Source organism: Paenibacillus sp. FSL P4-0113 (assembly GCF_038009305.1).
GTDB lineage: Bacteria > Bacillota > Bacilli > Paenibacillales > Paenibacillaceae > Paenibacillus > Paenibacillus polymyxa_D.
Window position 1 is genome coordinate 4,600,740 of sequence record NZ_JBBPAZ010000001.1, and the last position, 15,849, is coordinate 4,616,588.

13 protein-coding genes are annotated in these 15,849 nt (G+C 41.6%); 9 read left to right on the top strand and 4 right to left on the bottom strand.

Annotation, left to right across the window (positions count from 1 at the left end; all coding sequences use genetic code 11):
* Nucleotides 1–60: 60 nt before the first annotated feature.
* Nucleotides 61–936, bottom strand: a complete 876-nt coding sequence (locus tag MKX46_RS20010) for an SDR family NAD(P)-dependent oxidoreductase (RefSeq protein WP_340954341.1) — start codon at nt 934–936, stop codon at nt 61–63.
* A 197-nt stretch (nt 937–1,133) separates the two neighbouring features.
* On the opposite strand from MKX46_RS20010, the gene MKX46_RS20015 reads away from it, so the two are divergent.
* From MKX46_RS20015 to MKX46_RS20025, 3 genes are all read left to right on the top strand, one after another.
* A complete protein-coding gene (locus tag MKX46_RS20015; RefSeq protein WP_039272432.1) occupies nt 1,134–1,601 on the top strand; it encodes a MarR family winged helix-turn-helix transcriptional regulator in 468 nt (155 codons plus the stop codon).
* 48 nt (nt 1,602–1,649) lie between these two features.
* On the top strand, nt 1,650–2,096 hold the full coding sequence (locus MKX46_RS20020) for a GNAT family N-acetyltransferase (protein ID WP_341071688.1): 447 nt from the start codon (nt 1,650–1,652) through the stop codon (nt 2,094–2,096).
* 382 nt (nt 2,097–2,478) lie between these two features.
* On the top strand, nt 2,479–3,858 hold the full coding sequence (locus MKX46_RS20025; RefSeq protein WP_318628231.1) for an amino acid permease: 1,380 nt from the start codon (nt 2,479–2,481) through the stop codon (nt 3,856–3,858).
* Between the two features lie 580 nt (nt 3,859–4,438).
* On the opposite strand, the gene MKX46_RS20030 is transcribed toward MKX46_RS20025, so the two are convergent.
* Nucleotides 4,439–5,479 carry an NAD(P)-dependent alcohol dehydrogenase gene (locus MKX46_RS20030; protein ID WP_250267495.1) on the bottom strand — a complete coding sequence of 347 codons (1,041 nt, stop codon included), beginning with the start codon at nt 5,477–5,479 and terminating at the stop codon, nt 4,439–4,441.
* A gap of 339 nt (nt 5,480–5,818) precedes the next feature.
* Here MKX46_RS20030 and MKX46_RS20035 point away from each other — a divergent pair, with 339 nt between their 5' ends.
* The 4 genes from MKX46_RS20035 to MKX46_RS20050 all read left to right on the top strand — a co-directional run bounded on the left by MKX46_RS20035 (nt 5,819) and on the right by MKX46_RS20050 (nt 11,661).
* Nucleotides 5,819–6,235, top strand: coding sequence for a MerR family transcriptional regulator (locus MKX46_RS20035; RefSeq protein ID WP_029517092.1), 417 nt, complete (start codon nt 5,819–5,821; stop codon nt 6,233–6,235).
* Between the two features lie 383 nt (nt 6,236–6,618).
* Nucleotides 6,619–7,545 (top strand): hypothetical protein, encoded by a 927-nt coding sequence (locus tag MKX46_RS20040; protein ID WP_029517091.1) that lies wholly within the window; start codon nt 6,619–6,621, stop codon nt 7,543–7,545.
* Between the two features lie 136 nt (nt 7,546–7,681).
* Nucleotides 7,682–8,389, top strand: coding sequence for a hypothetical protein (locus MKX46_RS20045; RefSeq protein WP_029517090.1), 708 nt, complete (start codon nt 7,682–7,684; stop codon nt 8,387–8,389).
* Nucleotides 8,390–8,811: 422 nt separating this feature from the next.
* Nucleotides 8,812–11,661: an S-layer homology domain-containing protein gene (locus MKX46_RS20050; protein WP_318628233.1), complete on the top strand. Its 2,850-nt coding sequence runs from the start codon at nt 8,812–8,814 to the stop codon at nt 11,659–11,661.
* 101 nt (nt 11,662–11,762) lie between these two features.
* On the opposite strand, the gene MKX46_RS20055 is transcribed toward MKX46_RS20050, so the two are convergent.
* Nucleotides 11,763–12,437, bottom strand: a complete 675-nt coding sequence (locus tag MKX46_RS20055; RefSeq protein ID WP_069012902.1) for an NAD(P)H-dependent oxidoreductase — start codon at nt 12,435–12,437, stop codon at nt 11,763–11,765.
* 144 nt (nt 12,438–12,581) lie between these two features.
* On the opposite strand from MKX46_RS20055, the gene MKX46_RS20060 reads away from it, so the two are divergent.
* Complete coding sequence (locus MKX46_RS20060) at nt 12,582–12,974, top strand: winged helix-turn-helix transcriptional regulator (protein WP_068938572.1); 393 nt, start codon at nt 12,582–12,584, stop codon at nt 12,972–12,974.
* 194 nt (nt 12,975–13,168) lie between these two features.
* The gene (locus tag MKX46_RS20065; RefSeq protein ID WP_341071689.1) at nt 13,169–14,161 is read left to right on the top strand and encodes an ABC transporter substrate-binding protein; all 993 of its coding nucleotides are present in this window, start codon (nt 13,169–13,171) and stop codon (nt 14,159–14,161) included.
* Nucleotides 14,162–14,277: 116 nt separating this feature from the next.
* Here the strand turns inward: MKX46_RS20065 and MKX46_RS20070 are convergent, their stop codons facing one another.
* Nucleotides 14,278–15,780, bottom strand: a complete 1,503-nt coding sequence (locus MKX46_RS20070; protein ID WP_341071690.1) for a stalk domain-containing protein — start codon at nt 15,778–15,780, stop codon at nt 14,278–14,280.
* Nucleotides 15,781–15,849: the final 69 nt, after the last annotated feature.

The window sequence follows — 15,849 nt, forward strand, 5'->3', positions numbered from 1 at the left end:
AGATTTAGTTTACAAAATGAACCATTCGTTGGAGGGCATTATTTGATAATAGCTCCTATTTCATGCCATAACCCCTTTTTGCCGTAACAATTCGGTAGTAGTACTCCAAAGTAGGCGTTGCATCTTGCTATCCCCACCAGGATATGTCGGCACAATCGGCTTACCAGTGCCAACATTAAAATATCCACCTGTCACTTCTCGATATTGAGATTCTGTTGCTAAACGAATAATAATTTCTGCTCCTCTTCGTGGGTCTCCGATGTGCAAAGCGTTCAATATTTTTGCAAGTACTGAAGAAAATCCTAACTCACGGCCAAGGCCGGTAACGTTAAATCCTGGATTAAGTGCGTTAACTACGATTCCGGTTCCATACAACTGACGTCCAAGTTCTTCTGTAAACATGATATTAAGAAGTTTAGTCTTTCCGTATATCTTAGATGAACCTCTTGCGGTAAATGCAGATATATCTGTTAAATCCTCCGGTAATTTTAATTCGCCATGGTTGCGTGACGCTTCAGAAGCCACATTGACGATCCTAGCATTTGTGGATTCCATGAGTGAATTGAGTAGGGTATGCGTTAACAGCCACGGGGCAAGATAGTTTACGGCTATCATTTCTGCCAAACCCTCTGAGGTTATTCGCTGTTCAAATCCATGTAATCCAGCATTGTTCACTAATACATCAATCTTTGGATAATTAGCTTTAATTTCATCACCAATACGCCTGACATCTTTCATAAGAGACAAGTCCCCGAAAAAAAAGTCTACCTTTGTACTTGGCGCCAGATCTTTTAGAACATTTTTAGTCGTTTCAGCACGCTTTTCATTTCTGGCTGTTAAGACTAGATGCGCTCCGCGTTGGGCTAATTCAATTGCTACTAATTGTCCAAGACCGTTAGTAGCACCAGTGATTACAATAGTCGGGTATGTCGACATATACATCATCCTCCTAATTCTCGATCCAATTACATTCTTATTCATGCTTACGCTTTAAGGTTGTAGATGCTTTATACTGTAGATCTTCTGCTTGACACTTATCAAAGCCGAAAATATGATTGATATATATCAAGTATATGTATTTTGATTGATATATGTCAAATATATTCAAACTCATTCAAATAAGGTGGAGACATATGGATCATAAAACTCAACATTCAAATTCTACAAGAGAGCAATTAGAACTGAATCTTGGTGAACAACTTAATGCACTTATAAGCGCGTCACATGCACTCAATGTAAGAACAGCGGCACTTTTCGATCCATCATTACAACCTGCGGCTTTTCTGATCGTACGCTGCCTTCTTTCGTACGGTCCGGCAAGCGCTACATTTTTGGCGGAATCCACCGCTATGGATCGAAGCTCTGTCAGCCGACTTGTTACTCAGCTTAAACACTTGAATTATGTAAAAAGTGAAACTCACCCTGAGGATCGTCGGGGAGTGTTAATATCCCTGACAGCTAATGGTCGTGAAAAAGCCCTAGAAGCTTTAAAAGAAAAAGAAAATGAGTTTTATCAACGCATTTCAACATGGGAGGATTCCAAACTTGAAGCGTTTATTGATATGCTGAAGAGTTTTAACGGGCAAGAGCGCGAGGAGTAATGATTCGATATAAAGCATCGGATGATGAAAATAGGGGGCATTTCAAAAGTGAAAGAAAAAAATGTTAGGGAAATTAGGGGAACTGATTATCATGATATTTATTTGTTAAACCAAGACTTTAATCCCAATCTAGATCTATTTCCTGAAGTAAAAGTAAAAGGGAAGATTGAAAGGATTATAAAGGAATCAAAAGATATGATCTTTGTTTATGAAGAAAACAACGAGGTATTAGGATATATTCATGGAAGCCCACATGAATTACTTTTTTCTGAATCTTTGGTGAATATACTAGGATTTGTTGTTAAAGAAAAGTATAGAAATCAAGGTGTAGGTAGCATGTTGATTGAGCGTCTTGAACAGTGGGGAAAGTCCCATGGATTTTCCGGGATCAAACTGTTATCTCACCCAAGTCGGATACAGGCCCACAGGTTCTATGAACGACGTGGCTATATGTTTACCAAGGATCAGAAAAATTTTATAAAAAATCTTAAATAAATACATAGGCTTAATATCGTGATATTTATCATTGAAAAACTAGTTGTGTTTAGTACTCTAATGCATCGCATTAAATTGACCATTGTTCAGAAAACATGAATCACCTTCCTTTCCATTTCATGCCTAAATATGTCTGTTAATTAGCAGTTGTATTTAGGCGTTTTTTGTCATACAATGCATCTAATGCTACGGACTCGGTCTTAGAAACAGTAAGGTTTGGACGGTAAATAGGACGTGGTTTCCTTGTATATTTAAGAATCGTGGAACTACTTTGTAGTCGTTCACTCACGACCACGTCAGTCTGAAAAATTAATAATGTTTGGGGGCAGTTTTCCGGATCATTAGCGTTTGATGATGAACATATACGAAGGGGAGCGTTCTTTTGGAATCGAAACAATTAACGAGAGGGCTAAAGCCACGGCACGTTGAGTTGATTGCGCTTGGAGGCACGATTGGCGTCGGTTTGTTTATGGGGTCGGCAAGTACGATAAAATGGGCAGGTCCCTCAGTACTGTTGGCTTATCTCTTAGCTGGGATTATTATGTTTTTTGTCATGCGGATCATGGGGGAAATGCTGATTCTTGAACCGGTGACAGGCTCATTCGCTACATTTGCTCATAAATATATCAGCCCCTTAGCCGGTTTCTTGACCGCCTGGAGCTATTGGTTTTTATGGGTTACCGTAGGGATGGCGGAAGTCACTGCGATTGGGGTATATGTGGGCTACTGGTTCCCAGATATCCCGCAATGGTTACCGGCTTTGGCAGGTGTAATTATTATTGCATTGGCCAATTTGGCGGCTGTGAAATTTTATGGAGAATTTGAGTTTTGGTTTGCCATGATTAAGATTGTCGCTATTATCTTCATGCTAGTAGTGGGTACGGGGATGATCTTTTTTGGACTCGGTAACGGTGGACAACCGATAGGTCTATCCAATCTGTTCAGCCATGGCGGCTTCTTTGCAGGTGGCTTGAAAGGGTTTCTATTTGCACTCTGCATTGTAACAGCGGCTTACCAAGGGATAGAGATGGTGGGTATTACGGCAGGTGAAGCTGAAAATCCGAAAATGACACTGCGAAAAGCCATTAAAAACATCATCTGGCGTATTTTGATTTTTTATGTGGGTGCAATCTTTGTCATTGTTACAATTTATCCTTGGAACCAAATTGGAGAGATCGGTAGCCCATTTGTTCTGACTTTTGCCAAGGTAGGAATTGTGGCTGCTGCGGGTATCATTAACTTTGTTGTACTTACAGCTGCGATGTCCGGCTGCAACAGTGGTATTTACAGTGCGGGCAGAATGTTATATACATTAGCTAAGAACGGACAAGCTCCCAAGTTTTTCGGGAAAGTTTCCCCAAGCGGTGTTCCTAGAAATAGTATTATTACGACCATTTCTTTGCTGCTGGTAGGAGTGTTATTTAACTACTTAATGCCTAATTCCAAACTGTTTCTGTACATTTACAGCGCCAGTGTTCTCCCAGGCATGGTACCGTGGTTTGCATTAGCCATCAGCCAATTTAAATTCAGGAAAAAGTGGAAGGATGAAATGAAGGATCACACCTTTAAATCTCGTTTTTTTCCAATCAGTAATTACATCACCATTGTCTTTTTGTTGCTTGTGATCGTTGGAATGTGGTTTAATCCAGACACACGCTTGCCGTTGATTGTCGGGGCAATATTCATGGCGATCGTCATTGTTGGATATTTTGTCTTTGGCATAGGAAAGCGGCAGAGAATTGAAGAATTAGAGGAAAACTAAAAGATTGCTAAATACGTAACATTTGCCGAGCGCAATTCAGATGACCTGAGTTCGCTCGGCTTTTCTTTTACATGACGAGGGAGGGGCTATGGAAAGGTTGTTACTGAGGTATAGAACCGTGTGGTTATCCAGTTCGCACTACAAGTGTAAATACAAATACAAAAAAAGTGAGAACGAAAATGGAGAAGTTGATTATTGCTATACTCTTACGATTGGCCTTAAACTCTGTAATTCCCGAAAATAAAAATATAAACCCTAGAAAAAATTGCGTGATTTTGTATGAGTCCCTATAGGTGTCCGGGTATGCGAGTGATAAAGAGGAAGAGATCATAACAACTAATGCAAATATTAAAGTGAGGATTTTGTAAATATCCATTTTCTTAAACATAGATAAGTTCCACCTTCCTATTTATTCCTAATGTATTATATTCTAAGGGTGGAATCTTTGGATTACAAATAAATGCAAAAAGAGGAAATGGACAATAGGATGGTACACAGAATAAAGTGAAGGTGTCCCAAGTAATACTTTGGGGACACCTTCAAAATTAAAATCACTTGTATAACTTATGATTTACATAGCTTACATTGTGCTAATGTCAATCACGAATCTATACTTCACATCAGAAGCTAACACTCGTTTGTAGGCTTCGTCAATCTGGTCGGCCGAAATTACTTCAATTTTAGGAACAATATTGTGTTTTGCACAAAAATCCAACATTTCCTGTGTCTCACGGATGCCTCCTATCATTGAACCAGCAAATGAACGGCGATGTCCGATAAGGGACATCACATTTAGTGACAACGGCTCCCCAGGGGCACCGACATTCACCAAAGTTCCGTCTAGATTGAGTAGTGCAAAATAAGCATCCATATCGATGGCAGCACTTACCGTGTTAATGATCAAATCAAAGTGCCCAGCAAGTTTTTCAAATGTTTCTGGTTCGCTTGTAGCATAATAGTGGTCCGCACCAAATTGCAAGCCATCATCTTTTTTCTTTAATGTTTGGGATAGAACGGTTACCTCAGCACCCATAGCATGTGCAATCTTGATAGCCATATGACCAAGGCCTCCCATTCCCACAACGGCCACTTTTTTATCTGGACCAGCACCCCAGCGGTTCAACGGTGAATAAGTCGTAATACCTGCACAAAGTAATGGAGCAGCCACGTCAAGCTCAATGTTATCTGGAATTTTCACTACAAAATCCTCAGTTACGACAATGTGGGTAGAATATCCGCCTTGTGTAGGCTCGCCGTATTTGTCAACACCAGCATAGGTAGGGACATTTCCTTTAAGGCAGTATTGTTCCTCTCCTTTACGACAGTTCTCACATTCGCCACAGGAATCAACCATACAGCCAACCCCTACCCGGTCACCAACGCTGTACTTTGTAACCTCAGATCCTACCTCCGTGACAATCCCTGCAATTTCATGTCCAGGTACGAGAGGGTAGTTCACTGGGCCCCATTCGCCGTGAGCAGTGTGGATGTCAGAATGGCATATGCCGGCATATTTAATTTCAATCAGAACATCGTGTGAATCAAGATCCCGTCGTTTAATTTCAGCCGATCGAAACGGTTTGTCTGGGCCATCGACAGCTCGTGCTTTAGCAGTTATCATAAATAGCCTCCAATTATTTTTATTTTTCAAGAGAATGCAGTTATATCGGTATAAATTGAAAACTAGCTGAAGTCGGTTGAAGTTCCCCTTCATTCATTTCCATTTATACTTTTTCTCTTGCAAATCAATGTTAATCCTTATAGTTAACTCTAAGTCAAGCGAAGTTTATAAGCCTCTATTCAGTAATGTTGTTTTCTTGCTAATTATATTTCGTTAGATAGCATCTGATTCTACTTTTCCTATAAGGGGACTTTGACATTCTACAAATAACTTGATAGAATCCCTCTTATATCATAGAGTTAACTCGAAGTCTATGTCATTAAGAATAGGAGATACATGATGAAGACGTATTCTATCAGCGAAGTTGCAAAAGAATTGAATCTTACAGCATACGCTTTGCGTTACTACGACAAAGAGGGACTTATGCCTTTTGTAGAACGGACATCTAGCGGAACAAGATTATTTAAAGAATCCGATATCGACGCTTTAAAAATAATTGAATGTCTAAAATCCACCGGGATGCCGATCAAAGAAATTAAAAATTTCATTGATTGGTGTTCTGGTGGGGATTCCACACTACAACAAAGATATGACATGTTTATGGAACGAAAAGCTACTGTAGAAGCACAAATGGAAGAACTTAAAAAAACAATGGAAGTTATTGAACATAAATGCTCATATTACAAAACTGCATTGGATGCCGGAACGGAAAATATTCATAAAAACAATAAAATAGGGAGTCTCATTACTAACTAATAGATAAGCATCTGTAATTCATCCATTTCTATATGAATTACAGGTGCTTTCGTTTGTAATATTCGATTTACTACAACCTACTGATTTAAAACAGCACGATCGGTTTTAGAAAACTAGGAACCAAATATGATGTAACTTGAACAGGCAGGAGTAGTACCGAGGATCAAGTATTCCGAAAGTCAACGGGCAATTTGCCCATTATGTAGGTTGAGAGCCACGACTTTAGTTCAGAAAACAACGAATTACTATAGAATCATCGAAGATAATCAGGAGTATGGTCCAGTATTCTCTCATTTTTATTTTTGATAAGATTAATTCCATATTATTGAAGTCTACTATCAAACCACGAAAGAATGATACATAAGGAAATGAGGAAGATACTGATGAAGGCAAAAGCGTATATTATTTTGTTGACTGCTGTAATAAGTTTAACTGCTATGCTGACCGCATGCGGTGACTCCAAGAAGCAAATTGAAGGTGAATCTACGACTGGAGCAGCAACGGCAACCACTACGACTACCCAGAATGCCAAGGCGGACAATGCGGAACAGGCTGGTGTGGATGGTGTTGTGAGCAATACTACAGACCAAGCTACAAAAAGTAATGGAAAGACGTATTCCGACGTGGCTAAAGAAGCAACGAAACCCGATCAGCCAGCAGGACAAATAGGGTTAAATACGACGCAGGAGCAGCTTCTTACCTTTGCCGATCGTTATGGACTGGTACGAGTGCAGGATCATCCGATTCGGCGGGTTTCCGATCCAACTGGGAAACATGTAAACATTGCAAATTACAGTGATTCTGTCGTGAATTTATATACAGAAGAACCCATCCACCTGAATACAGATGAATTTATTCATGAAGCTTATAATTTTTTTACAGAGGGAGTTGCTCCAGGTGAGTCCTACAAGAAGTGGGAGGAAACCTCTAATACTGAAAGAGGACTCGTCAAAATGCTCTATTTGTCACGAGAGGGACTTCATATTTTAGAAGAAGCGATGAAGACGCATGATTATTCTAGTCCATCGGTCCAAAATACGCTGGGATTTTTTAAGGTTGCCTCGAAATTTGAGTCTATGATGCCTGTTGCCCAGACACCTACAGACATCAGCTTGTACGATATGTACGATCAACGCGTTAAGCCCGAGTGGAAGAAACTAAGTGACATTAAAAACCCTGCCGCGAATGAAAAAGCCTTCGCTGCGGCCTATCAAAAAGCAAGAGATGAGACCAATAATCTTATGGGGCTATTAAACATTATGGTGTCTACAGAAATGGAAAAACGTCTCAAAGCTGCAACCGATCAGTAAAACACAGGCAAATAGTAAATTATCAAGGACATAATTTATCCACACTTTCTTCTAATATTTAACTGTCGATAGATTTATTGAAAAGCTATAATGCTAATGATGATTTGAGTGTACTTGGAGAAAAGAGGTTGAGGGTATGAAGTTGAAAAAATGGCCGTTAGTATTCATGATAGGTATTCTCATGCTGTTATCCGTAGGCTGGAACAGTGGAGTATCTTATGCGAAATATTATTACGAATACACTTGGGATCAGTACAAGGGGACTGAAATCAAGACGTACAGGCTGACACCAGTAGCTGGAAGAGCCGGATTCATGGATCAGGAAAAGGCCTTAGCTGCTATTGGCAAAACCCCGAATGTGTATGGAAAGTTCAGTGGCTATAGAACAGAGAAAACAACTGAAATTGCAACCAAGAGTGTAACAGATGAGGTTTATAAATATGCAGTTGTTGATTTTATTAGCGACAAGGAGCCAGAAACTGTAGAATACGTTAATCCAAAAGGTGGAGTTCCTCATACATGGAACGGAACCGATGAGATTCGAATTTTTATGAGAGGATCTGAGGCAGCTTCTTTGGCAGAGCTGTTTTATGAGGGAACTCCAAGTGAAGGACGCTATCATTTTAATGCTGACGATGTCTACTTAGTTACATTCTGGTCCAACACAGTAAAATCAATCACTGGAATGTCTGCTGAAGCGCTAGTTGAGGAAGGCCCCCCTGCGTTTATAAATCGAGAGTTGGTTGGTCAAATAAAAGGCAAAGATCCTGCTGCCTATCCACAAAATGGGGCTTTAAACGGCTACTTTTATGTTTATAAGGGTTCTGAGTTTAAAGAGAATTAAAACAGCAGACAGGATTTTATAAGTATATATGTACACGAGAACGAGATAACATTTTGTATTCTTCAAGCGAATGCGGATACAGATGTTATCTCTTTTTTTATTTGTATACGGGATCAACATAGTAACACAAAAAGATGATAAATATTTAATTACCAATGAAAACCATTGTTTAGTGATAGGGAATTACGGCTTAAAAAAAGATGGTGAATAAACAGGATAGTAGATTGCCAAAACTACTTTTTTTACTGGCTTTATTCAATCCTAGGGAGATTATTCCGATAATTCAAGTATATACAGTTTGGTGTTAACAGTAATGAAAAACCGATTGAAAACAAGAGAGACTAATTTTCAAAGTTGATATGAAAGTACAGGCGAAAGTGGCTCAGTGCTATCTAGTAAAGGAGGTGTAATGATTCCGAATAATGAATTATGAAAAAAAGTTAAAACAAATTAGGCATTACATGGCTGGTTTACTGGCTGTCTGGTTGTTCTGTATACATAGTGCGCCTGTTTTTGCGGACAGAGCCTTTAACGATATCGAACATTCCTATGCAGCTGATGCGATTGAGGCCATGGCTGCTCAAGGTTATGTTACGGGATATCAGGATGGGAGCTTTCGACCTTTACATTTTATCTCGCGACAGGAATGGGCAAGCATTTTCGCTAAAACCTTAAAGCGAACATCGAATAACAGAGGCGTAACTTCTTTTCGTGATGTGTCACCATGGGCTCTACCTTATGTACAGGCCTTACAGGAAGAGAGCATTACGAAAGGAATTAGTGATCAATTATTCGGTGCCAAGCACAATATGACTCGTCAGGATATGGCCGTTTGGTATGCCCGCTATTTTGGTGTTACTGAAGATACCCGATCGGCTGGTATATCCAGTTTTGTGGATCAATCTGATATATCAGATTATGCACAAACGAGCGTATGGCTGATGGAACGGCTGGAACTGATCGAGGGAGATACGAATCACTATTTCCATCCTAAAGAGTCTGTGAGACGGCAGGATGCCACGCTGGTTGCTTATCGAATATGGTTAGGCGGTGACGGTCTGAGAGAACGTGCCAAGCGTTTGCTAGGGTCATTAGGAGATGGAACTGCAACGATGCCTCAGACGACCAGCCAACAAGAATCGAAGAAGATCGAGGTCGATGTGACACCGGAAATTAGTCAACAACCTGTGAATTCGGAAGTCGAGGAGCCTAAAAGGCATCGCCCAAGCCCTGATTCACCAGCATCTCCGGTGACACCACCAGAACCGAAGCCGGAACCGTCGGTGACACCGCCGGGACCTAAACCCAAACCACCAGTAATTCCGGTAGATCCACCGGATCATTCTTCGGATTTTCTGGTAGATGAGGTCGTGATCAAGGCGCAGGAGCTGGTAAATCAACCGGAGACATACCCTTCGTATCAGCTATCTTTTCAGCTCTACAATAAAGGGCGACCCGTAAGCATTCCTGCTGCCAGCGTCACAAGTGTTACGTACACATTTAGTGATGGGTTAGGTATTTTTGATGAACAAGGGAAAATTGCACATCCCGAAAATATTCCGGTTGCGGACAGCTTCATTCCTGTAGAAATGAAGGTCACCGTTGCCAAACCTTATCAGGTCCTTACAGCTCAGGCCAAGCTAATCGTGAAAGGGAAGACTCCGCCGGCAGAGCCACCGAACGTAATCAGGTCCGTATACTTGGCTACGTATACCATTTCAGAGGCTGCTACTTTAGATCCTGCTGCTTGGAATATGTCCTACGTATTTCATAATGCTAATGGAGAGGTTATAGCTCCTGGATTGCTGCCCTCAGACTTGATACTTCGGGTAGAGGATTCCAGAGGAATATTTGATGAGGATGGGAAGATTGCCAACCTGCATTTGATTCCGACAGTAAACTCGGTCATTCCATTAAAGATCACGGTTGAGTCGCCATCTCAAGGGGTTCACTTCACATCTGATGCGGAATTAACGGTAGAACCCGGGGAACGCAAAAAGCAATACTTTGCTGTCTCCATCATGCTGCAGGGAAGCGCGACGACGGTAGATCAAATCAAGCAAGCGCGTCAATTGCTGATGGACCACTTTGGTCCCAATGTCAAAGTGACGTGGGCGATGGAAAACGGATTTGTTTTTGTAGAAGCAAATCGCCCGCAGCTTAAACAGGTTTTGGCATTCGTCGATCAGTATGGAGATGAAGTCGGAATGTTGGATGGGTATCCGAACCAGTTAAAGTTTCCTATTTGGGAAGCTCGAATGGACGAGTGGATGTATATGTATCGTTACAATGCATTCAATGAGCTGCACCAATCCGGTACAATGGGATCACCATCGGTGTTTGAAAGCATGGATACAGACCAATATCGGAAGTATCTTCCGAAATCATTGACCAGCTTTACGGTAAATCCCGAACAGACTCAATGGCTTAAAGATCACTATCGGATTACTTCCGCGATGGGATGGTCGGCTACACAATATAATGTGAACGGTATGTATGGTGAGGGCTCTCCATTGATGCCTTACTGGTCCCATAAGGACAATCCAATTGTTCCCGCACAGGGACTAGCAGATAATAGCGGTACCGTATTCATGAACTCGGTTACGATTGATCCGATTGGATCACGCTATACGAAAGATTCCTCACGCTGGACTCTTCATCCGCTTGACCCATATGTGACTGAGACGGATGCAGCACCACAACTGTATATAGTACAGCAATATTTGGATAACCCTTATCAACGTATAAATACGGTAAGCTACTTGTCCATTATTTTGGACATCAACGCACTTGCCAACACCCATAACATGGCTCCAATATGGGAGAATTTTGTGAACCACTTCCCTGTTGATCGCAAGGTTGAGATTGTAGGCGTGGACGGGCTGAAACAGATTTATGAATCGGTAGCAGGATCCAATAATGATCATACGGAGTTTACGCTCATGTTTAGAGGCTCAGGTATTAAGACGGCTATGGATTCCAATAATTCACCAGCAAATCTGCGCTATTTGTGGACCGAAAATGCCTCACAGCGGATTATTTTATCCAAAGAGGATGGAGATGCGGCATGGTCCATTATTGACTTTACCGATTATACCCGAAAACCGGTTCCGAAGATGGACTACAACTTGGATGGTCACACGGACGTAAGCTATGTCACCGGAAGGAACTTCAAGCTATGTCCAACTGCTCCTTTAACAGCGGATGAAATTCAACGCGTAAAGGATCGTTTGAAGGATATTTACTTTGCAGAAGAAGTAAATTATCAGTAAGTAATTGGAAAGAGTTAAGAGCTGAGGTTTTATGAAAAAGGGGTGTCCCCAAAGCCATCGAAATGGCTGTGGGGACACCCCTTTGTTTTAGAGAAAAGGTTTTACACCCACTCAATAACCTGATCTACAGGTCGCCGAGTTTTGCCACGCGGCTCGTTGAGACGGTAGCCAAATGCCACCATACAAGAAATACCGAAATGCTTGGCATCCATAATGCCTTCTTCAGAGAGGATGCGTTCGATTTCCTGTTTATTAAAACCTTCGATAGGGCAGGAATCAATGCCGATTTGGGCTGCGGCAGTCATCATATTGCCCAGTGCGATGTAGGTTTGTCGGCAGCCCCACTCGAACAAGGCTCTTTTGTTTTCCTCCAGCGCAAAATCTGATTTTAGGAAGGCGTCATATACTTTCTCTTTGCCTTGCATCACTTCAGCTGGTAATTGCTGCACGTTCTCCATCATACTCTTGATATAATCGGAGGAGGCTATCATATCTTCAGGAAGTCTAGAGAGGATGAGTACAAAATGGCTGGCTGTTGGCAGTTGTTTTTGGGCCCCCCAAGAGTAAGGCAGTAGCTTCTCACGCATAGCTTTACTCTGAACGACAACAAATTTCCAGGGTTCAAAGCCAAACGAGCTTGGAGATAAACGACCGGTTTCAAGAATAAAATCAAAATCGGAATCGCTAATTTTCTTATGACTATCAAATTCCTTCGTTGCATGTCTGAACTCGTATGCGGATAAGATTTGATCTTTAGTAGTAGCTAAGGTTTCCATCGTTATTCCACTCCTTATGGATGTTGATTAAAATTGACGCTTACCAAGTGACATGCTTAATATTAGAATATACATGACCGTTTTTGAAGTACGCACATTAATGTGCTGTAGTATATAAAATGATACTAAGGAGGAGAAAAGCCTATGCGTAATCGGAAAGGCGGCTTTGGGGAATGTACCGCTGGAAATGATCAGGCGTGTCCAGTTGAGTTCACGCTGGACGTGATTGGGGGCAAATGGAAAGGGATTATTTTGTATCATCTTATGTATGGGACTAAGCGATTTAGTGATTTTCGGCGGATCTGTCCGGGGATCACCCAGCGTATGCTGACACTCCAATTGCGCGAGCTGGAAGAGGATGGTGTCGTTCACCGTGAAGTATACCAGCAGGTTCCGCCTAAGGTTGAATACTCTCTCACCGAATTCGGAAAAACGCTCATCCCGATTATTAACTTGATGAAAGATTGGGGAGAAGAATATAAAACAAAACAGCGATCACCAGAAAGCAGCCTTCAGCAACCTAGCCCCAATGTGTAGGCTTTTGAATACGGCTCCACGAAAAAGACCTGACCATCATTTTGGCAGGTCTTTTGATTTATTAAGGAGGAATGTACAAAGTTCGTTTTTCAGTTGACAGCAAGGACGACGCTTGATATATTTCTTACGATATTGATAATCATTATCATGTGTATCAGGGAGATCATCTCCACAATATATAGGGGGCTAATCAGTTGAGAAGAAAATCGTATTTTATGATGACAGCTATGTTACTTGTATTGTCTGTATTCATCAGCGCTTGCAGCGGAAATAATAATGGGAGTAATCCGGCTTCATCTTCAGGAGATAAGCAAGAGTCAGCTACTACTGGAGAGACTAGAAGCTTTAATACGGTTAAAGGGGATATTCAAATTCCTGCTAAGCCACAGCGTATTGTAACGGATTTTTACGGCGGAGAACTGCTGTCCGTGGGTGCTAACGTGGTGGGTGTGGAGCCGACTGCGTTTCAAAATCCTTTTCTGACCGATTTGCTGAAGGAAAAAGGAACCAAAGAGGTGGGTGATCCGACCAATTTGGAAAAGACGCTGGAACTCAAACCCGATCTGATCGTGGTTATGAAGGATACGAATTATGAGGCTTTGTCTAAAATTGCACCTACCCTGTACATTCCGTACGGCACGACGACTAATATTTATGATACGGTCAAGCTGTTCGGCGATATCACCGGGGAAAAGGAGAAGGCTGAGCAATTTATTGCTGCATTTGATAAAAAGGCCGCTGAAGGTCGCGCACGTCTTAAAGGTGTGATTGACGAAAAGGCAACTTTCGGTCTGTATGAGCTGACGGACAAGCATGCACTTTGGATCTTTGGCGACAATGCGGGTCGCGGTGGACAAGCCGTGTACAATGCGCTCAAACTGAACTTGCCAAAGAAAACAATGAACTCCAAGGAACAAACGGTACAGCTTTCGATGGAGGTATTGCCGCAGTATGACGCAGATTATATGTTCCTGACTACGTATGATCCCGAGAAAAAGGGTGACGCGCTCAAGCAACTGAAGTCGTCCGCTGTATGGGGGAATCTTCCTGCGGTGAAGAACAATAGAGTGTTCTTTAACGATTTTGATACGTATTATCGCTATGATCCAATCGCTATTACAGGACAGATTGATATGATCGTAGATATGCTGGTCGAAAGAGAAAAAGAGAATAAAGCTAAACAATAAGCAGATTCTGCGCTATAACAAATTGTTGAAATAGATAAGAGATCGCATATTATACACAGTATATAGCATTAAAAACCAGTCCAACATGAATCATGTTTGGACTGGTTTTTGATTTACTATTTTGTCGTAATTTCAATAGTATCTTCTTTTTGTATCCAATCTACCTTGGCCCCCAGCGTTTCGCTGATCAGCCTTAATGGAAGATAACCAATACCATTCACCATGAAGGGCGGATTGGTAAGCTTTACAGCCTTACCGTTCACTTTTGCTTGGCTGGTTTTGAAATTTATTTCTAGAAAGACAGGGTGATCTTCTGCCTTGGACTGATCTATTTTTGCTATTTTGCTGTTGAAATCATAAGCGATCTCGGCCCCCAGTTTATCAAAAACAGAACGAAGGGGAATAAACGCTTGCCCGTTGCGGGTAATGACACCATTACTCAGAGAGACAGGCGAACCATTGAGACGGACAAGAATCGGTTTTTGTACAGGAACTGGTGAACTATACAGAAACTCATAGTCTCCTATACCTAGCTGCGCGTGTTTGTTGACACCCCAGCCCCATAAGGCCCCATCTGCTTTTTGCATGATTACGTGCCGTGGACCTGCTTTGATACTTTGAATATTTTTAGCAAGCAATGTAAAGGGGGCGTTGGATGGTAACTTTTCACCATCTAGAGACGCAACATATACATTCCCAGCTGTGGTGAGGGCGAGTATGGAGCGTTCGGCGAAAAAGGCGTCTTTAACATCTTTTACTCCTGATAATAGCACAGGGGTATTTTCATTGTGATAGGTTGTATTATCTGAGTAACCTGTGACCGTTTCACCCCAGAACCATAACCGTCCTTGTCGATCAATCGCGAGATTGGAACTTCCATTGGTCTTAATTATTTTGATGTCCGATAAGGCTTGAATCTGCGATACGGATAAAGTTTCGGACGGAGTTACATTTTTATCAAATTCTTTGGGCCATGTCCATACAGTACCGTCTTTCTTTAAGGCTATGTTTTTGGAGATAGCAGTAATATCCTTTAATGATGGAACAAGCTCGAAGCCCTGCAAGGACCTTGTATTTTTCCATACACTTCCGTCCTTCTTCAAGAAGATCCAGCGTTCCTCATATTGCGGTCTTTTTTCATAGTAACTATCCAATTCTGTAACATTTTCGATGCCGGATAGGGTTTGAAAAGGAGCAAAGTTGCCACCATTTTCGATTCGATCAGCGGATAATACGGTTCCTTCGGCGTTTAGGGCGAGCACATGATCATTCATAATACGCACGTTTATGATGTTTGGTAGTCCTTCCAGAGAAATGAATTTCACGGATTCAGAAATGTTGTTTCTTGGCACATACCAGGCGGAATGATCTTGTAAGGTAAATATCAGATCGCCTTCCTGGATTATATTCGAAAATGTTCTTACAACGTTTGGCTTATCCTCTACACGAGTCGGTACGGATTGATTATAGCCCCATAACCACAAGCTTCCATCGGATTGAATCAGACTCCCGGAATCATATGAACGAATACGGGACGCCGATTCATCACCGGCCGCCCATGCACTGGAGCTGAACAATAACAGCGTGATCATACTGATTAACAGAGTACGTCTTTTCATGCGTTTTTCCTCATTTCTTCATCAATGTATATAAGGTTAAATAACGACTTGGGGAATATCTCCTTATCA

What these genes read in the sequence shown, in the direction of transcription:
- MKX46_RS20040 (WP_029517091.1), top strand. Translation starts at nt 6,619, where the DNA reads ATGAAGGCAAAAGCGTATATTATTTTGTTGACTGCTGTAATAAGTTTA.
- MKX46_RS20010 (WP_340954341.1), bottom strand. Translation starts at nt 936, where the DNA reads ATGTCGACATACCCGACTATTGTAATCACTGGTGCTACTAACGGTCTT.
- MKX46_RS20045 (WP_029517090.1), top strand. Translation starts at nt 7,682, where the DNA reads ATGAAGTTGAAAAAATGGCCGTTAGTATTCATGATAGGTATTCTCATG.
- MKX46_RS20030 (WP_250267495.1), bottom strand. Translation starts at nt 5,479, where the DNA reads ATGATAACTGCTAAAGCACGAGCTGTCGATGGCCCAGACAAACCGTTT.
- MKX46_RS20055 (WP_069012902.1), bottom strand. Translation starts at nt 12,437, where the DNA reads ATGGAAACCTTAGCTACTACTAAAGATCAAATCTTATCCGCATACGAG.
- MKX46_RS20070 (WP_341071690.1), bottom strand. Translation starts at nt 15,780, where the DNA reads ATGAAAAGACGTACTCTGTTAATCAGTATGATCACGCTGTTATTGTTC.
- MKX46_RS20060 (WP_068938572.1), top strand. Translation starts at nt 12,582, where the DNA reads ATGCGTAATCGGAAAGGCGGCTTTGGGGAATGTACCGCTGGAAATGAT.
- MKX46_RS20015 (WP_039272432.1), top strand. Translation starts at nt 1,134, where the DNA reads ATGGATCATAAAACTCAACATTCAAATTCTACAAGAGAGCAATTAGAA.
- MKX46_RS20050 (WP_318628233.1), top strand. Translation starts at nt 8,812, where the DNA reads ATGAATTATGAAAAAAAGTTAAAACAAATTAGGCATTACATGGCTGGT.
- MKX46_RS20035 (WP_029517092.1), top strand. Translation starts at nt 5,819, where the DNA reads ATGAAGACGTATTCTATCAGCGAAGTTGCAAAAGAATTGAATCTTACA.